This window comes from Streptomyces sp. NPDC043854, from assembly GCF_056436005.1.
Genome location: NZ_JBWKDK010000042.1, coordinates 15273 through 41481, shown reverse-complemented (window position 1 = coordinate 41481; position 26209 = coordinate 15273). Strand labels below are relative to the sequence as shown.

At 72.1% G+C, this 26209-nt stretch carries 21 protein-coding genes and 1 pseudogene; 12 read left to right on the top strand and 10 right to left on the bottom strand.

Annotated features, from left to right (window positions below; all coding sequences use genetic code 11):
- The first annotated feature begins 108 nt into the window (after positions 1-108).
- From AC068A_RS29125 to AC068A_RS29090, 8 genes are all read left to right on the top strand, one after another.
- Positions 109-948 carry a redox-sensing transcriptional repressor Rex gene (locus AC068A_RS29125; protein ID WP_478589236.1) on the top strand — a complete coding sequence of 280 codons (840 nt, stop codon included), beginning with the start codon at positions 109-111 and terminating at the stop codon, positions 946-948.
- Complete coding sequence (locus tag AC068A_RS29120; RefSeq protein WP_478589235.1) at positions 945-2795, top strand: glutamyl-tRNA reductase; 1851 nt, start codon at positions 945-947, stop codon at positions 2793-2795. Before AC068A_RS29125 ends, AC068A_RS29120 begins: the two co-directional genes overlap by 4 nt.
- Complete coding sequence (gene hemC / locus AC068A_RS29115) at positions 2792-3760, top strand: hydroxymethylbilane synthase (protein WP_478589234.1); 969 nt, start codon at positions 2792-2794, stop codon at positions 3758-3760. The genes AC068A_RS29120 and hemC overlap by 4 nt, the downstream gene beginning before the upstream one ends.
- Positions 3757-5430 (top strand): bifunctional uroporphyrinogen-III C-methyltransferase/uroporphyrinogen-III synthase, encoded by a 1674-nt coding sequence (locus tag AC068A_RS29110; protein WP_478589233.1) that lies wholly within the window; start codon positions 3757-3759, stop codon positions 5428-5430. Before hemC ends, AC068A_RS29110 begins: the two co-directional genes overlap by 4 nt.
- Before the next feature lie 299 nt (positions 5431-5729).
- Positions 5730-6731: a porphobilinogen synthase gene (gene hemB, locus AC068A_RS29105; RefSeq protein ID WP_478589232.1), complete on the top strand. Its 1002-nt coding sequence runs from the start codon at positions 5730-5732 to the stop codon at positions 6729-6731.
- A gap of 1163 nt (positions 6732-7894) precedes the next feature.
- Positions 7895-8572, top strand: a complete 678-nt coding sequence (locus tag AC068A_RS29100; RefSeq protein ID WP_478589231.1) for a hypothetical protein — start codon at positions 7895-7897, stop codon at positions 8570-8572.
- A 34-nt stretch (positions 8573-8606) separates the two neighbouring features.
- On the top strand, positions 8607-8798 hold the full coding sequence (locus AC068A_RS29095) for a hypothetical protein (RefSeq protein WP_478589230.1): 192 nt from the start codon (positions 8607-8609) through the stop codon (positions 8796-8798).
- Positions 8799-9308: 510 nt separating this feature from the next.
- Positions 9309-9581, top strand: a complete 273-nt coding sequence (locus AC068A_RS29090) for a DUF1876 domain-containing protein (RefSeq protein WP_478589229.1) — start codon at positions 9309-9311, stop codon at positions 9579-9581.
- 217 nt (positions 9582-9798) lie between these two features.
- On the opposite strand, the gene AC068A_RS29085 is transcribed toward AC068A_RS29090, so the two are convergent.
- Both AC068A_RS29085 and argS read right to left on the bottom strand, forming a co-directional pair.
- Entirely contained in the window at positions 9799-10605 is an 807-nt protein-coding gene (locus AC068A_RS29085; protein ID WP_478589228.1) for a VOC family protein, read from the bottom strand.
- A 219-nt stretch (positions 10606-10824) separates the two neighbouring features.
- Positions 10825-12594, bottom strand: a complete 1770-nt coding sequence (gene argS, locus AC068A_RS29080) for an arginine--tRNA ligase (RefSeq protein WP_478589227.1) — start codon at positions 12592-12594, stop codon at positions 10825-10827.
- 239 nt (positions 12595-12833) lie between these two features.
- Between argS and lysS the strand changes: the two genes are divergently transcribed.
- On the top strand, positions 12834-14558 hold the full coding sequence (gene lysS, locus AC068A_RS29075; RefSeq protein ID WP_478589226.1) for a lysine--tRNA ligase: 1725 nt from the start codon (positions 12834-12836) through the stop codon (positions 14556-14558).
- A gap of 107 nt (positions 14559-14665) precedes the next feature.
- Here the strand turns inward: lysS and AC068A_RS29070 are convergent, their stop codons facing one another.
- From AC068A_RS29070 to AC068A_RS29060, 3 genes are all read right to left on the bottom strand, one after another.
- The gene (locus tag AC068A_RS29070; protein ID WP_478589225.1) at positions 14666-16075 is read right to left on the bottom strand and encodes a DUF2637 domain-containing protein; all 1410 of its coding nucleotides are present in this window, start codon (positions 16073-16075) and stop codon (positions 14666-14668) included.
- A gap of 125 nt (positions 16076-16200) precedes the next feature.
- Positions 16201-16977, bottom strand: coding sequence for a DUF3558 family protein (locus tag AC068A_RS29065; RefSeq protein ID WP_478589224.1), 777 nt, complete (start codon positions 16975-16977; stop codon positions 16201-16203).
- A gap of 128 nt (positions 16978-17105) precedes the next feature.
- Positions 17106-18014, bottom strand: coding sequence for a DUF3558 domain-containing protein (locus AC068A_RS29060; protein WP_478589223.1), 909 nt, complete (start codon positions 18012-18014; stop codon positions 17106-17108).
- A 192-nt stretch (positions 18015-18206) separates the two neighbouring features.
- Here AC068A_RS29060 and AC068A_RS29055 point away from each other — a divergent pair, with 192 nt between their 5' ends.
- A complete protein-coding gene (locus AC068A_RS29055) occupies positions 18207-19400 on the top strand; it encodes an RtcB family protein (RefSeq protein ID WP_478589222.1) in 1194 nt (397 codons plus the stop codon).
- A gap of 39 nt (positions 19401-19439) precedes the next feature.
- On the opposite strand, the gene AC068A_RS29050 is transcribed toward AC068A_RS29055, so the two are convergent.
- The 5 genes and pseudogenes from AC068A_RS29050 to AC068A_RS29030 form a co-directional block, all read right to left on the bottom strand.
- Entirely contained in the window at positions 19440-20195 is a 756-nt protein-coding gene (locus tag AC068A_RS29050; protein WP_478589221.1) for an SDR family NAD(P)-dependent oxidoreductase, read from the bottom strand.
- Between the two features lie 51 nt (positions 20196-20246).
- Positions 20247-20375, bottom strand: a pseudogene (locus tag AC068A_RS29045) (YnfA family protein); the annotation flags it as partial.
- 753 nt (positions 20376-21128) lie between these two features.
- The gene (locus tag AC068A_RS29040; RefSeq protein WP_478589220.1) at positions 21129-21617 is read right to left on the bottom strand and encodes a hypothetical protein; all 489 of its coding nucleotides are present in this window, start codon (positions 21615-21617) and stop codon (positions 21129-21131) included.
- Positions 21618-22510: 893 nt separating this feature from the next.
- Positions 22511-23245 carry a Mut7-C RNAse domain-containing protein gene (locus AC068A_RS29035; RefSeq protein WP_478589219.1) on the bottom strand — a complete coding sequence of 245 codons (735 nt, stop codon included), beginning with the start codon at positions 23243-23245 and terminating at the stop codon, positions 22511-22513.
- 196 nt (positions 23246-23441) lie between these two features.
- Positions 23442-24053, bottom strand: coding sequence for a hypothetical protein (locus AC068A_RS29030; RefSeq protein ID WP_478589218.1), 612 nt, complete (start codon positions 24051-24053; stop codon positions 23442-23444).
- Between the two features lie 134 nt (positions 24054-24187).
- Here AC068A_RS29030 and hemL point away from each other — a divergent pair, with 134 nt between their 5' ends.
- Positions 24188-25522, top strand: a complete 1335-nt coding sequence (gene hemL, locus AC068A_RS29025) for a glutamate-1-semialdehyde 2,1-aminomutase (protein WP_478589217.1) — start codon at positions 24188-24190, stop codon at positions 25520-25522.
- Positions 25519-26193: a histidine phosphatase family protein gene (locus tag AC068A_RS29020; protein ID WP_478589216.1), complete on the top strand. Its 675-nt coding sequence runs from the start codon at positions 25519-25521 to the stop codon at positions 26191-26193. The genes hemL and AC068A_RS29020 overlap by 4 nt, the downstream gene beginning before the upstream one ends.
- The last annotated feature ends 16 nt before the right edge of the window (positions 26194-26209 follow it).

Here is a 26209-nt window from a genome sequence, read left to right as displayed (position 1 = left end):
AGCGGACACAATCTTTGTGCACGCGTTCACAAAGACATAGCCTGCTGTCGACGGGGCGGTCCAGGGACGAGTGACCGCCTTCAGCCCCGCTCATCCCGCAGGAGCATCGTGGCAACTGGCCGAACTCACCGACCGGCGACCCGCAGCCGAGGTATCCCCGAGGCCACCGTCGCCCGGCTTCCGCTGTACCTGCGCGCCCTCACCGCGCTCTCCGAGCGTTCGGTGCCCACGGTGTCCTCCGAGGAGCTGGCGGCGGCCGCCGGAGTGAACTCCGCGAAGCTGCGCAAGGACTTCTCCTACCTGGGCTCCTACGGCACCCGCGGCGTCGGCTACGACGTCGAGTACCTCGTCTACCAGATTTCCCGCGAACTCGGCCTGACCCAGGACTGGCCCGTCGTCATCGTCGGCATCGGCAACCTCGGCGCGGCCCTCGCCAACTACGGCGGCTTCGCCTCCCGCGGTTTCCGGGTGGCCGCGCTCATCGACGCGGACCCGGCCATGGCCGGCAAGCCGGTCGCCGGCATGCCCGTCCAGCACACCGACGACCTGGAGAAGATCATCCGGGAGAACGGCGTCTCCATCGGCGTCATCGCGACCCCGGCCGGCGCCGCCCAGCAGGTCAGCGAGCGCCTGATCGCCGCCGGTGTCACCTCCATCCTGAACTTCGCGCCGACCGTGCTCTCCGTGCCGGACGGCGTCGACGTGCGCAAGGTCGACCTGTCGATCGAGCTCCAGATCCTCGCCTTCCACGAGCAGCGCAAGGCCGGCGAGGAGCCGGGCACCGGCACGGCCGCCGCGACGGCCACCACGGCCGCCCTTCCGGCCGCTCCCGCCGCCGGCAGCGACCCGGCCGCCGCCGCCCCGGCCCCCCAGACCGGCGCATCCCCCGCCGCCGGCACCCGCAAGAGCGGCCCCGACGGCGACGTCCCGGCGGTGATGCCGGCATGAGTCTGCTCGTCGTAGGCCTGAGCCACCGCAGCGCCCCCGTCAGCGTGCTGGAGCGCGCCGCGCTGTCCGCCGACGCCAAGGTCAAGCTGCTGCACGACACCGTCGCCGCGGAGCCCGCGACGGAGGCGGCCGTCCTCGCCACCTGCAACCGCATCGAGCTGTACGCGGACGTCGACAAGTTCCACGCCGGCGTCGCCGAGCTGTCCACGCTGCTGGCCCAGCACAGCGGGGTCGCGCTGGAGGAGCTCACCCCCTATCTGTACGTGCACTACGAGGACCGCGCCGTCCACCACCTCTTCTCGGTGGCCTGCGGCCTGGACTCGATGGTGGTCGGCGAGGGCCAGATCCTCGGCCAGCTCAAGGACACCCTGGCCCTGGGCCAGGAGCTCCACACGGCCGGCCGCCTCATCAACGACCTGTTCCAGCAGGCGCTGCGGGTCGGCAAGCGGGCCCACTCCGAGACCGGCATCGACCGGGCCGGGCAGTCGCTCGTCACCTTCGGCCTGGAGCAGCTGACCGCCGGACGCGAGACCGTCGAGGCCTGGGCCGCCGGCAAGCGCGCCCTGGTGATCGGCGCCGGCTCGATGTCCTCGCTCGCCGCCGCCACCCTCGCGCGGGCCGGCGTCGCCGAGATCGTCGTGGCGAACAGGACCGCGGAACGCGCGGACCGTTTGGTCGAGATTCTGGTTGCCTCAGGCACTGGGGTGGCCGCCCGCGCCGTGCCCATGGCCGCGGCCACCGGTGAACTGACACGAGTCGACGTCGTCGTCTCCTGCACCGGCGCCACCGGACTCGTCCTGACCGGTGAGGACATCGCCACGGCCGCCGCGGACGGCGGCCCGGCCCGCCTCCTCCCCGAACAGGCCGCCCCGGCCCCGGCCGGCCGGACCGCCCCCGCCGAGGCCGCCCCCGCCGAGGCCGCCCCTGTCGAGGCCGCCCCCGCCGAGGCCGCCCCTGTCGAGGCCGCCCCCGCCGAGGCCGGCACCGCCGAGCCGGCGGTCGCCGGGCTCGACCCCGAGGTCGTGGCCCGCCTCGCCGCCGTCGCCGCAGCCGGCGGCCGCCTCGCCGACGCCGGAGGCGCCCGCACCATCACCACCGCCGGCGCCGCCGGCCCCGGCACGGACCGCGACGGCTGCCCCGTCGACGCCCCGGCCCCCGCCGGCCGCGCCGCGCTCACCGGAGTCGACGCCAACGCCCTCGAACTCCACGGCACCTGGGCCGACCAGGGCGAGGCCGCCGCCCAGCGGCAGCCCCGCCGCGGCACCCGCAGCCACGCCGACGGCGCCCCCGTACGGCTGGCCCTGCTGGACCTGGCCATGCCCCGCGACATCGACGCCGCCGCGCACCGCATCCCCGGCGTCCGCCTCGTCGACATCGAATCCCTCGCGGAGGCCGCCGCCGACGCGCCGATGGCCGCCGACGTCGACGCCGTCCGCGGCATCGTCGCCGACGAGGTCGCCGCGTTCGGCGCCGCACAGCGCGCCGCGCACATCACCCCGACCGTCGTCGCCCTGCGCGCGATGGCCGCCGAGGTCGTGGCCATGGAGGTCGCGCGCCTCGACGGGCGCCTGCCCGAGCTCGACGAACGGCAGCGGGCCGAGGTCACCCAGACCGTCCGCCGCGTCGTCGACAAGCTGCTGCACGCGCCGACCGTGCGCGTCAAACAGCTCGCCAGCGAGCCCGGCGGCGCCGGGTACGCCGAAGCACTACGCGAACTCTTCGACCTCGACCCGCAGACGGTGGCCTCCGTCAGCCGGGCCGACGCGGCCGGCACACCCGGCGCGACCGCCGCAGCAGGCGCAGCCGGCACGGCAGACCAGAACCACGACTCAGGACGGGCATCATGAATTCACGTTCCGACCAGCCCCTCCGGCTCGGCACGCGGCGCAGCAAGCTGGCCATGTCCCAGTCCGGCCACGTCGCCGACGCCGTACGGGAGATCACCGGCCGCCCCGTCGAGCTCGTGGAGATCACCACCTACGGCGACGTGTCCCGCGAGCACCTCGCGCAGATCGGCGGCACCGGCGTGTTCGTCACCGCCCTGCGCGACGCCCTGCTGCGCGGCGAGGTCGACTTCGCCGTCCACTCGCTCAAGGACCTGCCGACCGCACAGCCCGAGGAGCTCGTGATCGCGGCCATGCCGCTGCGCGAGGACCCGCGCGACGCCCTCGTCGCCCGCGACGGCCTGACCTTCGAGCAGCTGCCCGACGGAGCCCGCATCGGCACCGGTTCGCCGCGCCGCGCCGCGCAGCTCAACCACCATGCGCGCGCCCTCGGCAAGCGCATCGAGACCGTCGCCATTCGGGGGAATGTCGACACCCGCATCGGCTACGTCCGCGACGGAGAGCTCGACGCCGTCGTGCTCGCCGCCGCCGGCCTCAACCGGATCGGCCGCAGCGCCGAGGTGACCGAATACCTGTCGGTCGACAGCGTGCTGCCCGCCCCCGGCCAGGGTGCCCTGGCCGTCGAGTGCCTCGCGTCCGACGCGGACCTCATCGCCGCCCTCGGCCGGCTCGACGACCCGCACACCCGGGCCGCCGTGACCGCCGAGCGGTCCCTGCTCGCCGCCCTGGAAGCCGGCTGCAGCGCCCCCGTGGGCGCGCTCGCGGACTTCCCGGCCGACGGGGAGATTGTCAATGAAATGCGCCTGCGCGGCGTCGTCGGCACCCTCGACGGCGCCACGCTCGTGCAGCTGTCCACCACCGGTCCCGTGCCCCAGTCGTACGACGAGGCCATGGCGCTCGGCCGCGAACTCGCGGACGAGATGCTGGCGAAGGGTGCGGCCGGTCTGATGGGGGAGCGATCCCTTTGAACCCCTCACGTCCGACCACCTCCGCTCTTCCGGTCGCCGCCGCAGGCCACGGACACGTCACCTTCCTCGGCGCCGGCCCCGGCGACCCGGGTCTGCTGACGCTCCGAGCCGTCGAGGCGCTCGCCGCCGCCGACGTACTGATCGCGGAGCCCGAGGTGCTCGAGGTCGTACGCACGCACGCGCGCGCCGGAGTGGACACGCCACAGCTGACGATCGCTGACGAGGCGTCAGCAGCCGCCGGTGTACCGGTGATCCGGGACGCGGCCAATCTTGTCATGGAGGCCGCGCGTTCCGGCAGGCGGGTCGTGCGTGCCGTCACCGGCGACCCCGGACTCGACGGCAACGCCGCCTCCGAGATGCTCGCCTGCGCCACCGACGGCATCCCCTTCGAGGTGGTGCCCGGCGTCGCGACCGCCGTCGGCGTGCCCGCCTACGCGGGTGTGCCGCTGCGCGGCGAGCAGGGCGCCGACGTGCGGTTCGTGGACGCGCGCACCGCCTCCGCGCGCTGCTGGAGCGAGGTCGGCGCCAGCACCGGCACCGTGGTCGTCTCCGCGACCCTGGAGACCGTCCCGGCCGCCTGCGCCGAGCTGGTCGCCGCCGGGCGCGGGGCAGACACCCCGCTGACCGTGACCGTCGCCGGTACGACGACCCGGCAGCGGACGTGGAACGCCACGCTCGGCACCATCGCCCAGGTGTTCAAGCAGGGCAAGATCCTCCCCTCGCCCGAGGGCGGCCGCCCCGTGATAGCCGTGGTCGGTGAGCCCGGTGCCGCCGCCGCGCGGCGCGAGGAGCTGGCCTGGTTCGAGTCGAAGCCGCTGTTCGGCTGGCGGGTGCTCGTACCGCGCACCAAGGAGCAGGCCGCTTCGCTCTCCGACCAGCTGCGTTCGTACGGCGCGGTGCCGCACGAGGTGCCGACCATCGCCGTGGAGCCGCCGCGCACCCCGCAGCAGATGGAGCGGGCGGTCAAGGGCCTGGTGACGGGCCGCTACGAGTGGATCGCCTTCACCTCCGTCAACGCGGTCAAGGCGGTACGCGAGAAGTTCGAGGAGTACGGGCTCGACGCCCGCGCCTTCGCGGGCATCAAGGTCGCGGCGGTCGGCGAGCAGACCGCCGCCGCCCTGGTGGAGTTCGGCGTCAAGCCCGACCTGGTGCCGAGCGGGGAGCAGTCCGCGGCCGGGCTGCTGGAGGACTGGCCGCCGTACGACCCGGTCTTCGACCCCATCGACCGCGTCTTCCTGCCGCGCGCCGACATCGCGACGGAGACCCTGGTCGCGGGCCTGATAGAGCTCGGGTGGGAGGTCGACGACGTCACCGCCTACCGGACCGTGCGGGCCTCGCCGCCGCCGGCGGACACCCGCGAGGCGATCAAGGGCGGCGGCTTCGACGCCGTTCTCTTCACGTCCAGCTCGACCGTCCGCAACCTGGTCGGCATCGCGGGCAAGCCGCACAACGTGACCGTGATCGCCTGCATCGGCCCGGCCACCGCGAAGACGGCCGAGGAGCACGGGCTCCGGGTCGACGTCCTCTCGCCGGAGCCGAGCGTCAGCAAACTGGCCGAGGCCCTCGCCGAGTACGGCGCCGCCCGCCGCGAGGCGGCCCGGGAGGCCGGCGAGTCGGTGTCCCGCCCGAGCGAGCGCCGCCCGGGCGCCCGCCGGCGGCGGACCACCTGACGCGGAGCAGGCGGATGTGGCAGGGGCCCGGGTGCATGGCACCCGGGCCCCTTTGCCGTGTGCGGGCCCTTTGCCGTGTGCGGGCCCTTTGCCGTGTCGGGGCCCGGGGGCGGGCGTGTGTCCGGGGCCGGGGGCGTGCCTGCCTCTGGGTCGTGCCTGCCTCTGGGTCGTGCCTGCCTCTGGGTCGTGCCCGCCTCCGGTTTGCGCCCGCCTCCGGTTTGTGCCCGCCTCCGGTTTGCGCCCGGCCAGGGCTCTACGCTTGTGGCGACTGCTGTCGAAGCTCGAAGAGGCGACTGAAGATGAGCGCGTACGGATCCTTCCCCGGCTCGCGGCCCCGCCGGCTGCGCACCACCCCGGCGATGCGGCGGATGGTCGCGGAAACCCGGCTGCACCCCTCGGATCTGATCCTTCCGGCGTTCGTCCGGGAAGGCATCAGCGAGCCGCTGCCGATCTCGGCCATGCCGGGCGTGGTCCAGCACACCCGGGACACGCTGCGGAAGGCCGCCGTCGAGGCGGTCGAGGCCGGCGTCGCCGGGATCATGCTGTTCGGCGTTCCGGCGGACGAGAACAAGGACGCGCTGGGGACCGCCGGCACCGAGCCGGACGGCATCCTCCAGGTCGCCATCCGCGACGTGAAGGCCGAGGTCGGCGACGACCTCGTCATCATGTCCGACCTCTGCCTCGACGAGTACACCGACCACGGGCACTGCGGCGTGCTCGACGCGCAGGGCCGCGTCGACAACGACGCCACGCTGGAGCGGTACGCCGAGATGGCGCAGGTCCAGGCCGACGCCGGCGTGCACGTGGTCGGCCCGAGCGGCATGATGGACGGCCAGGTTGGCGTGATCCGCGACGCGCTCGACGAGACCGGGCACGAGGACGTGTCGATCCTCGCCTACACGGCCAAGTATTCGTCGGCGTTCTACGGGCCGTTCCGCGAGGCCGTCGCCTCCAGCCTCCAGGGCGACCGCAAGACCTACCAGCAGGACCCGGCCAACGCCCGCGAGTCCCTGCGCGAGCTGGCGCTCGATCTGGAGGAGGGCGCCGACATGGTCATGGTCAAGCCGGCCGGCCCCTACCTGGACATCCTGTACCGGGTCGCGCAGGCCGTGGACGTCCCGGTGGCCGCGTACCAGATCAGCGGCGAGTACGCGATGATCGAGGCGGCCGCCGAGAAGGGCTGGGTCGAACGCGACCGGGCCATCCTGGAGACCCTGACCGGCATCAAGCGGGCCGGCGCCGACACGATCCTCACGTACTGGGCCACCGAGGTCGCCGGCCGGCTCCGCGACGAACGCTGACCCGCGGAGCTGCGGACCGGCGGAGCGGCAGAGCGGCTGACCGGCGGAGCGGCGCCCCGCGAGGAAGTTCAGCGTATGCGCGGCTCTGCCCGGGTGAGCCGGCCGCTGTCGGCGCCGGTCGGCGTGAACGTCAGCTGGGGGAGCGGCAGTCGGCGGATGGGTACCGCTTAGCGGAGTGGCCAGACATGGCCGGCGGTGCGGGGCTGCGGCCCGGTGCGCCAGCACCGCCACCAGGCCGCGGCGCGGGCCCAGGGCTTCGCCCTGGGCTGTTCCACTGCTGCTCGCCGCGCTCTGCCCATGCGGTGCACGGTAGGACGGGTGCGCCGGGAGGACACGGGGCGGCGGGGGAGTCCGTCAGCTCGGGGCGAGGTGGGAGTGCGTGGTCGGGCGGGAGACGCGGGGCGGTGCTTCGGCCGGGCGGGGTCGGTGGGGTGTCCGGGGTTTCCCGGCCGCCCATTGTCCTTCCGGTTCGGGCCGGCCCGTCAAGGGCGCTCCCTGCGGTCGCGTCGCTGCGCGATGTCGCTCCGCTCCACCCTTGACGAACCGACCCGCCCCGGAATGCCAACAGACTGCCGGGAAGCCCCGAAGGATGGCCAGGGGGCAGAGGAGCCGGGAACGGCCCTCGTCAGAGCAGCAGGCCCGCGGCTCCGCCTTGCAGCACCCGATGCGCCCGGGACCACCAGAGCCCGACCGATGCCGGGGCGCGGGCACGAAAAACCGCTCCCAAGGCCAACATCAGGGCCGGTTCGGGGCGTTGCGGCCCCAACCTGCACGTAATGTCGACCACAAGCCCATCGGGCACCCAGGGCGCCCCAGATCGCTACACGCTCCTCTCATCTCAGCGACTGACGGGCCGTCTGGGCTGCTGGGCGCGTCAGATCGCTACGCACTGCGGGCTGTTCGGCGGCTGACAGCCGTCGAAGTCGCAGATGAGCGGTACGGGGATCAGCGTTTCTCGCAGGTGTTCGGAGGACTCGCGGCCATGGCCGCGGTCCTGCGGCGGCGGTCATCCTGCTGGTGCTTGCGCTCCGGAGGGGTGAACGTGCGCGCGTGTTCCGTTTTCGGTGGTCTGGAAGCCGCCCACGGTCGCTGTCCTGGTGGTCGTAATGAGGCTGTGACCTGCGCATATTCAATCCCTTGAGGGTGATCACTAGTGTGTCGACGTGAGAGATGCGACGCCGGTAGGCGGATTCCGGAAGAGGGCCTGGGTCCTGAACGTGACCCTGGGCCTGGTGGTCGCCGCGGTGGTCTTCTACGTCCTGCGGTCCGCGGTCGACGAGAGCACTGATGCGCCCACGGCTGCCCTGTCGGCGCAGCCTTCCGTGGCGGACCGGCCCATGATCGGGCTGGCCGACGCGTTCCCGGACCAGGTGGCCGACGGCGCTGGCGGTACGTACACCAAGGTGGGCGCGGTGGCACTGGAGTCGTGCACCGAACCCGACTCGGTCGGACCGCTCCTCGCCGACTACATAGCCCAGAGCAAGGGATGCGTCGGCGAGCAGGTCGCGCTGTACAAGGACGCCAAGAACAACCAGTTCAACCTGGCGGTCTTCACGATGAAGGACCCCGTGGACACCGTGAAGCTGGTGACCCGGCTCGGATCGGCGCCTATGGACTACCAGGTGGGCGCACAGGCCCCGCCGCCGGCCTCGGGTCTGAAGACCCTCCCGGCGGACAGCGGCATGGTGCAGTCGTTCACCGGCCAGGGCCGGGCGATGGTGGTCGGCCTGGGCCAGTGGTCGGACGGCGCCACCCGCGACTACCAGCGCCTCGTGGAGCGCCTCACCCCGCTCCTGAACGCTGTCTCGGACCGCGTCGCCCGCCACGAGACCTCCCTCTGACCGTCGACACGCCGCTTTCGGCGCTTTCACGGCCGTGGACGACCAAGGGCAGGTCTACACCCCGTCGAACGACCCCGCCGCCACCCAGTGGCCGGGCAACACGCCGGCGCGGTCGCTGCCCTTGCCGCAGACGGCCGCCGACGCCGAACAGGCCACACCACGTAGCGATCTGCTGCGCTCCCGGCCACAGACGGTCGTCAGCCGCCGAGACGAGAGGAGCGCGTAGCGGTCTCGTGCGTCTGCCCGGTGGGGATGGGGCTGTGGTCGCTGTTTTCCGCAGGTTGGGGCTGCCTGCTCCTGGGCGGGCCTTCCTTCCTGTTGGCCTTCGGGGGATCTCGGGTGGCCTGGGCACCTACGGTGCCGGTCCAGGGCGCGATTCCGGCCGGGTACGTCCTGCGAGCAAGCCGACGCAGGGCCCTGCTGCTCTGACGAGGGCCGTTCCCGGCTCCTCTGCCCCCTGGCCATCCTTCGGGGCTTCCCGGCAGTCTGTTGGCATTCCGGGGCGGGTCGGTTCGTCAAGGGTGGAGCGGAGCGACATCGCGCAGCGACGCGACCGCAGGGAGCGCCCTTGACGGGCCGGCCCGAACCGGAAGGACAATGGGCGGCCGGGAAACCCCGGACACCCCACCGACCCCGCCCGGCCGAAGCGCCGCCCCGCGTCTCCCGCCCCGCTCGCGTTACCCCCGCCTCAGGCGCACCCTGGAGTGACAAGGGTGAGCCCTGGAGGTGATGCACCATGTCCACACTCGTCGGGTGGCACGTGGAGCTCGAATTCACCGAGGACGGTCACCGCACCACTGCGGCGGCTTTGGTCAGACTCGGTGACGGCTCCGAGATGCGGGCGCGCGGCTACGCCATGCGTCACCCCTCCGACCCGCAGCAGCTGCGGGTCGGTGAAGAGATCGCCGGCGCACGTGCGCTGATGGATCTCGCGTCCCAGATGTTGCAGAAGGCCCACGGAGAGATCGACGAGGCGACGGGCCGGCACTCATACCCGCTGACCCGCTGACCGCTATTGCTGCGCTCCTGCCCACGCGGCCTGCTCGCGCCCTCCGAGGGCGTGAGCAGGCCTTTCCGGTGCCCGGCTCCCAGCAGTTGGTCCAACAGGCCCGCTCCTGCTCGGTGTTGAGGGCCTGAGTCCGCAACATCGCGACGACGGCCTGCGGCTGGAAGTCGCCCAGGTCCGCTACCACTACTGAAGGTGGCGGGCCTCCCGGCCGGGCCCATCACATCGGGTCGGGCTGCTCGGGTGCCTCGCTGGGCTTGATGACGGCGAAGACCGCGCCCTGCGGGTCGGCGAGGACGGCCATCCGGCCGACCGGCATGTCGAAGGCGGGGGCCATGACGCTGCCGCCGGCCCGTTCGCAGGCGGCCTGCGTCGCGTCGGCGTCGGCCACGCGGAAGTACGGCAGCCAGTGCGGCGGCGTGCCCTTCGGGTGCTGGTCGAGGGACATCATCCCGCCGACGGCCCGGTCGTTGACCTTGAGCTCGGTGTAGCCCTCGGCGCCGGGAACCCGGGAGGGGGCGGGCGTGATCGGGAGGATGGTGCTGTAGTACGCGGCGGCCTTCTGCGGGTCGGAGGTGGCCAGCTCGTTCCAGGTCAGGGTGTTGTCCTCGTTGACGATCCCGGCGCCGGGGAAGGTTCCGGCCTGCCAGATGCCGTAGACGGCGCCGGTGGGGTCGGCGAGGACGGCCATCCGGCCGAGGTCCATGACCTCCGTCGGGTCCATGATCGTGCTGCCGCCGGCGGCGGCGCCCGCCCTGACCACCTCGTGCACGTCGTGGACGGCCAGGTACGTGGTCCAGACGGCCGGCGGCATCGGGTCGGGGGTGGACCCGTCGGGGTTCATCGCCTTCATGATCCCGGCGACCGGCTGCTCCTTGTAGTGGCAGACGGAGTACCCGCCGGTCTCGGGCGGGCCGATCTCGCCGGACCAGCCGAAGAGGCCGGTGTAGAAGTCGAGGGCGGCTTGCTGGTCGGGCACCATCAGGTCGATCCAGCACGGGGTGCCGGGTCTGTAGGAGCCGTTCATGAGGGGCACGAGGCCTCCGGGGTCGGTGAGGGGCACGGGGATCGGACGCACCGTCCTGTACCCGGAGACCGCCGGCCGGGATCGGGCCGCACGGGTGAACTGCGGTACCGGCCTCCGGGAGGCGCCGGAGGCCGGAGGCCGGAGGCCTGAGCGCAGAATGCCCCCGCCCCCGCCGGCAGCAGCTGCCGGCAGGGGCGGGGGCATTCGAAGCGGGGAGCGTCAGAGGCGCTCGGGCGTGCGGATCCCGAGCAGGGACATGCCCTTGGTCAGCGTCCGGGCGGTCAGGTCGCACAGGAACAGGCGGTTCTCGACCTGCTCGGGGGTGTCGGCCTTCAGGACCGGGCACTCCGCGTAGAAGGTCGTGTACAGGGACGCCAGCTGGTACAGGTACGCGGCCAGCTTGTGCGGGGCGTACTCGGCGGCCGATTCGGCGATCAGCTCGCCGAAGCCGTCCAGGTGCAGGCCGAGCGCCCGCTCCGACGCGGTCAGCGGCAGTTCGGCGTGCGCGGCCGGCTTCGCGTCGCCCGCCTTCCGCAGGATCGACTGGATACGGGCGTACGCGTACTGGAGGTACACGGACGTGTCCCCGGTCAGCGACACCATCTGGTCCAGGTCGAACTTGTAGTCCCGGGCCGCGGACGTCGAGAGGTCGGCGTACTTCACCGCGCCGATGCCCACCTGGGCACCCCGCTCGGTGATCTCCGCCTCCGTGAGGTCCTGAGCCTTCTCCCGGACGACGGCCGCGGCGCGGTCGATCGCCTCGTCCAGCAGGTCCACCAGCCGCACCGTCTCGCCCTCGCGGGTCTTGAACGGCTTGCCGTCGGCGCCCAGCACCGTGCCGAACGCCAGCTGCACGGCCTTGGTGTCCCCGTTCAGCCAGCCGGCCCGGCGGGCGGTCTCGAAGACCATCTTGAAGTGCAGCGACTGGCGGGCGTCCACCACGTACAGCAGGCTGTTCGCCTTCAGGTTGCCGACGCGGTCGCGGATCGCCGACAGGTCGGTGGCCGCGTAGCCGAAGCCGCCGTCCGACTTCTGGACGATCAGCGGGGTCGGGTTGCCGTCCGGGCCCTTGAACTCCTCGAAGAACACGCACAGCGCGCCCTCCGAGCGGACCGCGACGCCCGACTCCTCCAGCAGCCGGCAGGTCTCCACCAGCATGTCGTTGTAGCCGGACTCGCCGACGATGTCCGAGTCCTGGACGTCCATGTCGAGCTTGTTGAAGACCGAGTAGAAGTAGATCTTCGACTCGTCCACGAACCGCTGCCACAGCGCGAGGGTCTGCTCGTCGCCGGCCTGGAGGTCGACCACCCGGGCCCGGGCGCGGGTCTTGAACTCCTCGTCGGCGTCGAACAGCGCGCGCGAGGCCTTGTACAGGCGGTTGAGGTTGGACATGGCCTCCTCGCCGGACGCCTCCACGTCCGACTCGGCGGCCTTGTGGTCCAGCTCGTGCGGGTGCTCGATCAGGTACTGGATGAGCATGCCGAACTGGGTGCCCCAGTCGCCGATGTGGTGGCGGCGGACCACCTGCTCGCCCGTGAACTCCAGGATCTCGACCATCGCCGCGCCGATGACCGCGGACCGCAGGTGGCCGACGTGCATCTCCTTGGCCACGTTCGGCTGCGCGTAGTCGATCACCGTGGTGCCGGCGTTCTCGTTGACCGGGACGCCCAGCCGGGCGTCCGCGGCGCGTGCCGCCAGCGTCTCGATGATCGCCCGGTCGGAGACGGTGATGTTGAGGAAGCCGGGGCCGGAGACCTCGATCTCCTCGATGACCCCGCCCTTGTCCAGGCCCTCGACCACCGTGGCCGCCAGCTCGCGCGGGTTGGCCTTCGCCTTCTTCGCGAGCGCCAGGATGCCGTTGGCCTGGAAGTCCGCCCGGTCGCTTCGTCGCAGCAGCGGGTCGGCCGCACCGGCCTCCGGCAGGGCGGAGGCGAGGGCGTCGGCGACGCGCTGGTGGACGGAGGAAGCGAGGGAAGGGACCGAGGCCATGGGCTGCCGTTCCTGTGAGGTGTGCGGTGTGCGTGCACTTGGGTGTTCCGACAAGTGCCGAGTATCCCACGTGCCCGCGTCTCATTTCCCGGCATAACTCCGGGCGGCGCCCGCACCCGGAGATCACGACCGCGACCGCAACCGCGGTCACGGCAACCTGCCGCCGCAAGCAACCCCGAACCGCCTGCTTCCGTCTGGGAGAATGGCTGAAGCCAGCATTCGAGATAGAAGGACGTGTCGTGGCTCAGAGCAGCACCGAGACCGACTGGGTCTCCCGTTTCGCGGACGAGGTCATCGCCGAGGCGGAGCGCCGAGCACCCGGCAAACCTGTCGTCGTCGCGTCCGGACTCTCCCCCTCCGGCCCGATCCACCTCGGCAACCTCCGCGAGGTCATGACCCCGCACCTGGTCGCCGACGAGATCCGCCGCCGCGGTTTCGAGGTCCGCCACGTCCTGTCCTGGGACGACTACGACCGCTACCGCAAGGTGCCCAAGGGCATCGTCGGCGTGACCGAGGAGTCCCACGCGCAGCACATCGGCCGCCCGCTGACCTCCGTGCCCGCCCCGGCCGGCTCCGCGTACCCGAACTGGGCCGAGCACTTCAAGGCCGCCATGGTCGAGGCCCTGGCCGAGCTGGGCGTCGAGTACGACCCGATCAGCCAGACCGAGCAGTACACCTCCGGCGCCTACCGCGACCAGGTGCTGTACGCGATGAAGCACCGCGGCGACATCGACGCGATCCTCGCCCAGTACCGCACCAAGCCCAAGGCCGCGAAGAAGTCGCAGAAGCCGGTCGACGAGGCCGAGCTGGAGGCTGCCGAGGGCTCCGGTGCCGCCTCCGAGGACGACGGCAGCGCCGAGGGCGTGGAGTACTTCCCGTACAAGCCGTACTGCGGCGAGTGCGGCAAGGACTTCACGAAGGTCACCTCGTACGACGACGAGACGACCGAGATGACCTACGTCTGCACCGAGGACGAGTTCACCGAGACGGTCAAGCTCAGCGAGTTCAACCGCGGCAAGCTCGTCTGGAAGGTCGACTGGCCGATGCGCTGGGCGTTCGAGGGCGTCGTCTTCGAGCCCTCCGGCGTCGACCACTCCTCGCCCGGCTCCTCCTTCCAGGTCGGCGGCCAGGTCGTGCACATCTTCGGCGGCGAGCAGCCGATCGGCCCGATGTACGCGTTCGTCGGCATCAGCGGCATGGCCAAGATGTCCTCCAGCAAGGGCGGCGTCCCGACGCCGGCCGACGCGCTGAAGATCATGGAGCCGCAGCTGCTGCGCTGGCTGTACGCCCGCCGCAAGCCCAACCAGAGCTTCAAGATCGCCTTCGACCAGGAGATCCAGCGGCTCTACGACGAGTGGGACAAGCTGGAGGCCAAGGTCGCCGACGGCTCCGTGCTGCCCGCCGACGCCGCCGCGCACAGCCGCGCCGTCCGCGTCGCCTCGCACGAGCTGCCGCGCACCCCGCGCCCGATGCCGTACCGGACCCTGGCGTCCGTCGTCGACGTCACCGCCGGCCACGACGAGCAGACCCTCCGCATCCTCTCCGACCTGGACCCGGCCAACCCGCTGGCCTCCCTGGACGAGGTCCGCCCGCGCCTGGACCGCGCCGAGAACTGGATCACCACCCAGGTTCCCGCCGACCAGCGCACCCTCGTCCGCGAGGAGCCCGACACCGAGCTGCTGGCCTCCCTGGACGACGAGGGCCGCCGCTCGCTCCAGCTGCTGCTGGAGGGCCTGGACACGCACTGGTCGCTGGACGGGCTCACCACGCTCGTCTACGGCGTGCCGAAGGTGATGGCCGGCCTCGACCCCGAGGCCAAGCCGACGCCGGAACTGAAGGTGGCCCAGCGCGAGTTCTTCGCCCTGCTCTACCGCCTGCTGGTCACCCGGGAGACCGGGCCGCGCCTGCCCACGCTGCTGCTGGCGGTCGGGTCGGACCGGGTGCGCAAGCTGCTCGCCGCCTGACCCGCCGGGCCCGCCGTACCCGAAGGTCCCGCACCCCACGGGGTGCGGGACCTTCCGCATGTGCGTGCCGCAGTGCGGCGGCCACCGGCTCTACCCGGCGGGCCTCATCAGGCGATGTGCTCGTTCTCCAGGTCGCGCTGGTAGCGCTGCTTCAGCACCGGCATCAGGCGGCGGAGCATCGACGCGCTGCGCGGGTGCACGATCCCGAGGCGGTCGGCGAGGCCCACGTCCACCTGCTCCGGGTCCGGGAAGCCGCCGTTCTCCTCGATGTACGCCCGGAAGACCTCGTACGCGGCCTCCGCGAACTTCACCTCGTCGACGTCCTGCGGCTCCTGGGCCCCGTCCGACGGGGCCGGGAACAGGGCGCCCTGGGCCTCGGCCTGGGCGTCCAGGGCCCGCTGGGCGGCCCGTGCCTGCTGCTGGGCGGCGAGCGCCTGCTGGGCCGCCAGCGCCTGCTCCGCTTCCGGCAGCTCGGGGCCGGCCGGGGCCATCACCGGGATGGGCTCCAGGCCCTCCACGTACTGCGGGTTGTAGCCGCCCTCGTACGCGGCCTGCGGGGCCTTCGGCCCGGCGAACCAGGCGCTGTCGTGGGCCGCGGGCATGGCGGTCGGATCCACCGCGAACGCCGGCTGGGCGTGCTGCTTCGCCACCTGGCCCGGGACCTGGTCCATCACCTGGTCCGGGACCATCTGCTGCGGCTGGGCCGCCGCCTGCACCTGCCCCTGGCCGTACCCCGCCTGCTCCTGCTCCTGCTTCTGCTCCTGCTGCGGCGGGGCCGCCTCCAGGGCCGGCGCCCGGGTCCCCGCGTCCACCGGGGGCAGCAGCACCGGGTCGATGCCGGCCGCCGCCAGCCCCTCCGGGGCCGTCTGCGACAGCGGCACGCCGATCCGGGCCAGCCGCAGCGGCATCAGCGCCTCCACCGGCGCCTTGCGCCGCCACGCGCGCCCGTAGCGGGCCTGGAGCCGCGCCTGGTAGATCAGCCGGTCCTGCTCCATGCCGACCGCCTGCTCGTACGAGCGCAGCTCCCACAGCTTCATCCGGCGCCACAGCTTGAAGGTGGGGATGGGCGAGAGCAGCCAGCGGGTCATGCGGACGCCCTCCATGTGCCGGTCCGCGGTGATGTCCGCGATCCGGCCCACGGCGTGCCGGGCCGCCTCCACGGTGACCACGAACAGCACCGGGATCACGGCGTGCATGCCCACGCCCAGCGGGTCCGGCCAGGCCGCGGCGCCGTTGAAGGCGATCGTCGCCGCGGTCAGCAGCCAGGCCGTCTGCCGCAGCAGCGGGAAGGGGATCCGGATCCACGTCAGCAGCAGGTCCAGCGCCAGCAGCACACAGATGCCCGCGTCGATGCCGATCGGGAACACCAGCGAGAAGCTGCCGAACCCCTTCTTCAGCGCGAGCTCGCGGACCGCGGCGTACGAGCCCGCGAAGCCGATGCCCGCGATGACGACGGCTCCTGCGACCACGACGCCGATGAGTATTCGGTGCGTTCGAGTCAGCTGCATCGCGGCCACCCGCGATCCCCTCCCCTTGTCGAGCTACGGCAGGCACAGCGTACGGCCGACTGTACGGGTGACTGAATGTCAGCCTCCACCGGGTCCCGCCGACCTGCTGCGGATCTCCCGCGAATGGGCCGAGGCTACTGGGCCGACGGGGAAGCCTGCTGGTCAGGCTGCTTCTGCTGCTGGCCGGCGGAGCCGACCGAGGCGACGACCTCCTTGGCCGCGTTGATCGCGTCCTGGAGCAGCTTGGCGTGATCCGGTGCCCCTGCGCCTTCGTACGCGGCACCGTTGTAGTCGACGGTGACGACGACGTTCTGGGTGCGGGCCACGACCGTGGTGTTGAAGAAGTCCACGTCCTTCTTCACGCCGAAGGCGACGGAGGTGGCCTGGTCGCCGACGCCGCCGGCCTGCTCGGCCTTCACGTCGTGCGCGCCCTCGGTGGCCTTCGCGGCCTCGATCTGCTTGTTGTACTGCTCCTCTGCGCGCTTGTTCGCGCTGCCGAGCGAGGCGTGCGATTCGTAGCGGACCAGGGAGACCGACAGCCAGCGGTACTGCGAGCCCTTCAGGCCGTCCTCGTCCAGGCCGTTCCAGGAGCAGCTGGCGCGGGTGGCCAGGTCGTTCGACTTGGTCGCGGTGCCGTTCTTGTCCTTGGCCTCCGGGACCAGGGACTCGATGGTCTTCTCCTGGAAGGTCTTGCAGGGCTCGGGGAGCGTCGCGAACGCCGCCTTCTCCAGGACCGCCGACGGCTTGCCGCTCGGCTTGGCGGAGGCCGAGGCGGAGGACTTCTTGGCGCTGTCGGAGCCCTTGCCCTTGCCCTTGTCCGAGTCGGAGGAGCATCCGGTGGCGGCGAGGATCACCGGTATGACGGCTGCGCAGGCGAGCACGCGGGTGAGACGCGAGGCTGATCGGTGCATGGTTCCTTCAGTACGTTGTGGGCGCGTTGTGGTGAACGCGGTGCGGGCGCGGGACCCGAGCAACGGTAGCCCGATCCGGAGGGCGCCTGCTGTGCGCGCGGTCACCCCCGGGGCGGCCGCGGCCGCGTTCAGTCGTTGAACCGCTCGACGAGGGCCTGGGCCAACTGCCGTGCCTTGTCCTGGGTTTCGGGGCTGGAGGGGATCGTGCCGGGCAGCGCGGGCTGCACGCTGTACTCGACGGTGACGATGACGTTCGCGGTGCGCAACACGATGCGGACGGTCCGCGACTGGACGGCGCTGGCGCCGGCCGCGCTCAGCTTGTCCTCGATGAAGGCCTCGGTGCCGAGCCCTTCGAGGACGCGGGAGCCGAGCTCGGGCGCGGGCGTGGTGGTGCCGGGGCTGCCGCCGGGTGAAGGGGCGCCGGAGGCACCCGCGGGCGGGGCGGCCGGGGCGCCGGACGGCGTCGGGCTCGCCGAGGGGGCGGCACCGGTCGGAGCAGCGCCGTTCGGTGCTGGGGCGGACGGAGCCGCCCCGGACGCAGCCGCTCCGGACGGGGGCGCGGCCGGGCCCGGGAAGGGCAGGTGCGCGTCGGTCAGGCGGCGGACGTAGACCTGCTTGGCCTTGTCGTCGTCACTCGTGGCCGTCCGGTCGTACGAGACGACCCGCTCGAAGCGGACCGCCAGCAGCCGGGTCTCCTCGGGGGTCTGTGCCGTCCACCGGCAGCCGACGTGCCGGTCGGCGTCGTAGGAGGTGTCCGCGGTGCCCGCGTACAGCTGGGTGCGCTGCTCCTCGGTGAGGGCGGCCGCGGCCGGGAGCATGGCCTTCAGGCGCTTGCCGTCGGCGGCCTTGCAGGGGGCGGGCAGGCTGCGGTACTTGCCGGCGGGCGCGGGTGCGGGGGAGCTGTCGCCGGCCTTGGCGTCGGCGGCGCCGCGGCCATCGTTCCCGCTGGTGCACCCGGTCAGGCCGGCCACCCCGGCCACGAGCGCGGTGAGCATCGCGATGCCCGGCAGGACTCCCCGTACCGCCTTGCGCTGCACGTCCTCTGGCTCCCTTCGGCCGGCCGGCCACCCGGCGGTCAGGAAAATGCGTTGCCGCGCTTTGGACACGGCTGGACACAATGTCTATCGCACGCGCCGGTGCCGGCGCCGGTCCCCTATCCGATGTGGGGCCAGAAGCGAGGGTTTTTGCCCAATCCGATTTTTCTGTGGGTTTCGGGGGATTAAGACGTTATGTCGTACGTAGAGGTTCCGGGAGCGAAGGTCCCGATCCGGATATGGGCCGATCCGGCGTCGGTCGAGCAGAGCGCGATGCGCCAGCTGGAGAACGTCGCGACCCTCCCGTGGATCAAGGGCCTGGCCGTCATGCCGGACGTCCACTACGGCAAGGGCGCCACCGTCGGCTCCGTGATCGCCATGAAGGACGCGGTCTGCCCGGCGGCGGTCGGCGTGGACATCGGCTGCGGCATGTCCGCGGTCAGGACCTCCCTCACGGCGAACGACCTCCCCGGGGACCTGTCGGCGCTCCGCTCCAAGATCGAGCGGGCGATCCCGGTGGGTGCGGGCATGCACAAGGAGGCCCTGGACCCGGCGCGCCTGTACGGCTTCCGGGACGCGGGCTTCGGCGACCTGTGGGAGCGCTTCGACTACATCGCGGACGCGGTGAAGTACCGGCGGGACCGGGCGCTGCGGCAGATGGGCACCCTGGGCAGCGGCAACCACTTCTGCGAGGTGTGCATCGACACGTCCGGCTCCGTGTGGCTCATGCTGCACTCCGGCTCCCGGAACATCGGCAACCAGCTGGCCGACTTCCACATCAACGTGGCCCGCGGCCTCGACCACAACCAGAACCTGGTCGACCGGGACCTCGCGGTCTTCCTCGCGGCCACGCCCGAGATGGACGCCTACCGCAACGACCTCTTCTGGGCGCAGGAGTACGCGAAGTACAACCGGGCCGTGATGATGAGCCTCCTCAAGGAGGTCTTCCGCAAGGAGTTCCGCAAGGCGAAGGTCTCCTTCGACCGGGAGATCAGCTGCCACCACAACTACGTGGCGGAGGAGCGGTACGAGGGCATGGACCTGCTGGTCACCCGCAAGGGCGCGATCCGCGCCGGCAGCGGAGACTACGGGATCATCCCGGGCTCGATGGGCACCGGCTCGTACATCGTGAAGGGCCTCGGCAACGAGAAGTCCTTCAACTCGGCCTCGCACGGAGCGGGCCGGAAGATGAGCCGCACGGCGGCGAAGAAGCGGTTCTCGGCGCGTGACCTGGCGGAACAGACCAGGGGCGTCGAGTGCCGCAAGGACGTGGGCGTGGTCGACGAGATCCCGGGCGCGTACAAGTCGATCGAGCAGGTCATCGACCAGCAGACCGACCTGGTCGAGGTCGTCGCCAAGCTCAAGCAGGTCATCTGCGTCAAGGGCTGAACCCGGACCGGGGGCCCGGACTAACGGCCCGGAACCCCCTCAGAGCTCCCGGTGCACCTTGGTGTTCGAAGCCTGGGCGCGGGGCCGGACCACCAGCAGGTCGATGTTGACGTGGCTGGGCCGGGTCACCGCCCAGGTGACCGTCTCGGCCACGTCCTCCGCAGTCAGCGGCTCGGCAACACCCGCGTACACCTTCGCGGCCTTCTCGGCGTCGCCGCGGAAGCGCGTGGTGGCGAACTCCTCGGTCTTGACCATGCCCGGCGCGATCTCGATGACCCGCACGGGCTGGCCCACGATCTCCAGACGAAGCGTCTCGGCCAGCACCCGGGCCCCGTTCTTCGCGGCGACGTACCCGGCACCGCCCTCGTACGTGCCGTGCCCGGCCGTGGAGGACAGCACCACGACCGTCCCGTCGCCGGACGCGGTCAGGGCCGGCAGCAGTGCCTGGGTCATGTGCAGCGTGCCGATCACATTGACCTCGTACATGGTGCGCCAGTCACCGGGATCGCCGGTGGCGACCGGATCGGCCCCGAGCGCCCCGCCGGCGTTGTTCACCAGCACATCGCACCGCTCGAGGGACGCCGCAAAGGCGTCGACGGCATCCCGGTCGGTGACATCCAGCGCATACGCCACAGCAGACCCGCCGCCGGCGGTGATCTCGGCGGCGAGGGCCTCGATGCGGTCCTTGCGGCGCGCGGTGAGAACGACGTGGTAGCCGGCCTCGGCGAGCTGCCGGGCGGTGGCCGCGCCGATGCCGCTGCTGGCGCCGGTGACGACGGCGGTCCGGGTGCTCATGTACGGGCTCCTCGTTCGTACGGGCGAATACCCGCCAGCATAAGCACGAGCTCAGCGCCCCCGCGGGACGCACATGATCACGGCCGTCCCGGCCAGGCCCGCGCCCCCACGACGCCACCGGTCGGGCCGATACCCGTCGGCAACAACACCCCGGGCCGGCAACCCCGCAACGAAGACCCCGCTGTCGCGCTCGTCGGCCCCAGACGGGGGCCAGCCGCCGAGGAATGGGGAGCACGTAGCGATCCGTTGCGCCCATCAACACAGGACGACGTCTGGCCGCCAAGCCGCGGAGAGCACGTAGCGATCTGTTGCGCTCCTCGGCCCGGACGGCGGCCAGCCGCCGAGGAATGGGGAGCGTGTAGCGATCTGTTGCGCTCATCGGCCCCGGACGGCGGTCAGCCGCCGAGGAATGGGGAGCGTGTAGCGATCTGTTGCGCTCCTCGGCCCCGGACGGCGGTCAGTCGCCGAGAAGACGGGAGCGCGTAGCGATCTGGGGCTCCCGGGGTGCCGGATGGGCTTGTGGTCGACATTTCGTGCAGGTTGGGGGCGGCTCTCGGCGGCTCAGTGGCTTCCGGCGGCTGTGGTGGTCCTGGGCGCACGACGCCCTGGCAAGGCGGAGCCTCTGGCCTGCTGCTCTGGCGAGGGCCGTTTCTGCCTCTTATGCCCCCTGGCCATCCTTCGGGGCTTCCCGGCAGTCTGTTGGCATTCCGGGGCGGGTCGGTTTGTCAAGGGTGGAGCGGAGCGACATCGCGCAGCGACGCGACCGCAGGGAGCGCCCTTGACGGGCCGGCCCGAACCGGAAGGACAATGGGCGGCCGGGAAACCCCGGACACCCCACCGACCCCGCCCGGCCGAAGCACCGCCCCTTGGCTCCCGTCCCGAGTCTTCCCACCCCGCGTCTGCCGCCCCGCGTCTCCCGCCCAGCAGTCCGCCTCAGAACGCGTAAGCGTCGCCCGTGTCCAGCGCCAGCACCAGGTGCTCGTTGTTCGAGAGGTTCCGGTCGGCTGCCCCGCCGTTCCACCTCGTGTCGACCCAGACCACCACCTCCGGCACCTGTTCCCGCAGGTCCAGCAGGAGCCCGATGTGGCGTCCGTGCCCGTGCAGCGGCAGCGGCCCGGTTTCGCACACCACCTCGCGCAGTCCTGCGCGTACGCAGCCGTCTGCGAGTTCTTGCAGGTCCGCGAGCTCGGCCGACAGGCGCAACCGAACGGTTGCGTTGGGGAGCGTGGCAGGCCCTTCGTTCTCGGGGACCATCCACACCCGCAGGTGCCCCTGCGACAGGGCCACCTGCCCGTGGTAGGCCACGTCGGCCTCGGGGCCGCTGCCTTGGGCCTGCGCGGCCCCGGCAACACCGAGCACCAGCAACCCCGCAACCACCACACTCCGTACGGCACCAGGGCGCACCGTTACCACCTCCTCCACGCGCGAAGGCTAAACAGCAGCGGCCACGACCAGTCGGACCATCGCACGAACGAGGGCGAGCCGTGCTCCGACCGGCGGGCGGTGGAGGTGTTGATCGAGATACACGCAGGACGGCGGGGAGATGCGGGGCGGGAGATGCGGGGCGGGAGACGCGGGCCGGGAGACGCGGGGCGGCAGACGCGGGGTGGGAAGACGCTTGGCGGGAGCCAAGGGGCGGTGCTTCGTCCGACCGGGGTCGGAGGAGCATCCGGGGTTTCCCGGCCGCCCATTGTCCTTCCGGTTCGGGCCGGCCCGTCAAGGGCGCTCCCTGCGGTCGCGTCGCTGCGCGATGTCGCTCCGCTCCACCCTTGACAAACCGACCCGCCCCGGAATGCCAACAGACTGCCGGGAAGCCCCGAAGGATGGCCAGGGGGCACAAGAGCCAGAAACGGCCCTCGCCAGAGCAGCAGGCCAGAGGCTCCGCCTTGCCAGGGCGTCGTGCGCCCAGGACCACCACAGCCAGGAGCCGCCGGAAGTCCGCCGGAAGCCGCCGGAACCCACTGAGAGCCGCCGGGAGCCGCCCCCCAGACCAGCCCCGGCCCCCAACCTGCACGAAATGTCGACCACAAGCCCATCCGGCACCCCGGGCGCCCCAGATCGCTACGCGCTCCCGTCTTCTCGGCGACTGACCGCCGTCCGGGGCCGATGAGCGCAACAGATCGCTACACGCTCCCCATTCCTCGGCGGCTGGCCGCCGTCCGGGCCGAGGAGCGCAACAGATCGCTACGTGCTCTCCGCGGCTTGGCGGCCAGACGTCGTCCTGTGTTGATGGGCGCAACGGATCGCTACGTGCTCCCCCTGGAGCGGCGTCCAACCGTTGGGAGCGGGGCGGGGTTGGAGCGGGGCGGGGCGGGTCAGGGGGTGGCCGGGCTGCCGAATTCCTCGACGGCGTTCGTGACGATGCGTTCCAGGCGGGTGTGGTGGGCGCCGCGCCAGTAGACGCGCTCGCACTCCGTGCACTGCGCGAAGACGTCGTACGAGCGGTGCGTGCCCCTTTCCAGGCGGTCGCCGACGCTTTCCTTGTCGGCCTCCCGCAGGGGGCCGTTGCACGCCGTGCAGCGGGTCCACGGGGCCAGGGCCGGGGCGAATCGGCCGAGGACGTCGCGCAGTTGCTCGTCGGGGTTGTCGCTGTAGATGTACGCTCCGGCGAAAATCTCGCGGCGCCGCAGCAGTCCGCGGTCGCGGGAGAGCAGGACACGCTGCTCGCCGGCGGAGCGGGTGGCGAGGGCGGGGTCGCCGATGTCCTCGTTCTCGTACGCGGCGTCCACGCCGAGCAGGCGCAGGCGGCGGGCGAGGGTGCCGAGGTGTACGTCGAGGAGGAAGCGGAGGGGGCCCTGGACCTGCTGGGGGCGGTCCACGCCGAACACCTCGACGGACTGCCCGGCCTGCGGCACGTACGAGACGGGCACTTCGTGGCCGTCGACGAGGAGCCGGCCGACTTCGGTGAGCGGGACTCCGGCGGATTCGACGACGTGGCCGAGGCTGGAGGCGCCGTCGGTGGGGGTCGCTACGCGGTCGGCCCGCCGGCTGGGCGGGGCGAACAGGCGCAGTTCGGGGGCGAGGGTGAGGTGAATGCCGGGTCCGTTCACGCTGCCAGGATGCCATCGGGGGGCGGCACGGCGCGGCGGAATTACGAGGTCTCGGCGGCGTGCTGACCTCGTCGAAGCGGTTCTCGCCTGCAGCTTCACGGAGGGCGGCAGCCGTGGCCGGCGCCGGGGGCCGTCGGCCGGGGAGCGGCCCGGGTGCCGGTTTCGGTCGGCCCCGGACCCGTCCCGGCACCGTTGGTCAGGGCCAGACCAGGCAGTACGGCTGGTGTCCCGCCTCGTGGAGACGCTGGCTGAAATCCTGCCATTCGTGGAGCAGCTGGTAGACGTTGAACGCGTCCCGCGGGCCGCCGCGGTCCGGGACCGTCGACCAGATGAACGCGGCCGCGCCGACCGATTCCTCGCCGATGTCGCGCAGCGGGTCGACGACCGTCATCGGCAGCTTCACCACCGCGTAGTCGGGGTGGAGCACGACCAGCTCCAGCGGCGGCACCTTGTGCAGGGGTATCCCCTGGATGCCGGTCAGGACCATGGCGGCCATGGTCTCCGGCTTGATCTTGGTGAACATGCCGCCCATGCCGAGCTCGTCGCCGCCGAGTTCCTCCGGGCGCATCGTGACCGGGACGCGGGCGGCCGTGGCTCCGTCCGGGGCGCCGAAGTACTTGTACGTCACGCCCATGCCGCGGCCCTTGGGCAGGCCGCCGTCCGGGTCCTCCGGCGGCGCCGGCACGGGTTCGGCCGCGTCCGCGGCCCGGCGGCGGTGCCTGCCCCTGCGGCGGGCTTCGCGGGCCTCGCGGGCGCGCTTCGGGTCGAGGTCGTCCGTACCCTCGCCCGGTCCACCACCGCGTTGCATATCTCCACCCGACTGGTCTTGCCTGTCACGGCCCCGCGGCTCTCGCCACGCAGCCCGATCATCATGGCAGTGACCTCCCCCCGGGCGGCGTGGTGAAACGCCCGTCCGCAAGTCGGTCGCGGCCTGATGAGACCATGGCTGGTGTGAGCTACCCGTACCCGTATGAAGCCAAAGTCTCGCAGACTCTCTTTGACCGTGCGTCCCTCGTGACGCCTGGCGGCGTGAACTCTCCGGTGCGTGCCTTCCGCGCCGTGGGTGGAACGCCCAGGTTCATGGTGTCCGGTACCGGTCCGTACCTGACCGATGCCGACGGGCGCGAGTACGTCGACCTCGTCTGTTCGTGGGGGCCGATGATTCTCGGCCACGCCCACCCGGCCGTCGTCGAGGCGATCCAGGCCGCCGTCGCCCGCGGTACCTCCTTCGGTACGCCGGGCGAGGGCGAGGTCGCGCTCGCCGAGGAGATCGTCGCCCGCATCGAGCCCGTCGAGCAGGTCCGCCTGGTCTCCTCCGGTACGGAGGCGACCATGTCGGCGATCCGGCTGGCCCGCGGGTTCACGGGCCGCTCGAAGGTCGTGAAGTTCGCCGGCTGCTACCACGGGCACGTGGACGCTCTGCTGGCCGCCGCCGGTTCCGGTCTGGCCACTTTCGCGCTGCCGGACACCCCCGGTGTCACCGGTGCCCAGGCCGGCGACACCATCGTGCTCCCCTACAACGACCTCGAAGCGGTCCGGGCGGCGTTCGCCGCGCACCCCGGCGAGATCGCCTGCGTGATCACCGAGGCCGCGCCCGGCAACATGGGCGTGGTGACGCCCGCCGAGGGCTTCAACCAGGGGCTCGCCGACCTGTGCCGGGAGAACGGCGCCCTGTACGTCTCCGACGAGGTCATGACGGGCTTCCGCACCTCGCGGGCCGGCTGGTACGGGGTCGACGGCGTCAAGCCCGACCTGATGACGTTCGGCAAGGTCATGGGCGGCGGCTTCCCGGCCGCGGCGTTCGGCGGCCGCGCCGACGTGATGGGCCACCTGGCCCCGGCCGGCCCGGTCTACCAGGCGGGCACGCTCTCCGGGAACCCGGTCGCCACCGCCGCCGGCCTGGCGCAGCTGCGCCTGCTCGACGAGGCGGCGTACGACAAGGTCAACGCGGTGTCCGCGGAGATCCAGGGCCTGGTCACGGATGCGCTCGCGAAGGAGGGCGTCGCGCACCGGCTGCAGACGGCGTCCAACATGTTCTCCGTCTTCTTCACCGAGGAGCCGGTCCGCAATTACGACGACGCGAAGACGCAGGAAGCGTTCCGCTTCAACGCGTTCTTCCACTCGATGCTGTCGCAGGGCGTCTACCTGCCGCCGTCGGCGTTCGAGTCGTGGTTCGTCTCCACCGCCCACGACGAGGCGGCCGTCGAGCGGATCGCGGCCGCGCTGCCCGCCGCCGCCCGTGCCGCCGCGCAGGCGCAGCCGGAGGCCGGCGCATGAGCGACATCACCGTCGTCCACCTGATGCGCCACGGCGAGGTGCACAACCCGGACGGTGTCCTCTACGGCCGCCGTCCCGGCTACCACCTCTCCGAGCTGGGCCGCCGCATGGCGGAGCGGGTCGCCGATCACCTGAAGGAGCGGGACATCGCGTACGTCGTGTCCTCCCCGCTGGAGCGGGCGCGGGAGACGGCGACGCCGGTCGCCGAGAGCCACGGCCTGGAGCTGGCGACCGACGCGCGGCTGCTGGAGGCGGAGAACGTCTTCGAGGGCAAGACCTTCGGCGTCGGCGACGGCGCGCTGCGCAAGCCGGGCAACTGGAAGCACCTGACGAACCCGTTCAAGCCGTCCTGGGGCGAGCCGTACGTGGAGCAGGTCGTGCGGATGATGAGCGCGATCGAGGCGGCGCGGGACGCGGCGCGCGGCCACGAGGCCGTCGCGGTCTCCCACCAGCTGCCGATCTGGATCGTGCGCAGCTTCGCGGAGAAGCGCCGGCTGTGGCACGACCCGCGGCGCCGGCAGTGCACGCTGGCCTCGCTGACGTCGTTCACGTTCCAGGGCGACCAGCTGGTGTCGGTGGGCTACAGCGAGCCGGCCCGGGACCTGGTTCCGCCGCACCTGCTGGCGGGGGCGAAGCCGGTGAAGGGGAAGTCGAAGGCGTTCGGCGCCTGACCAGCGGCTCCGTACG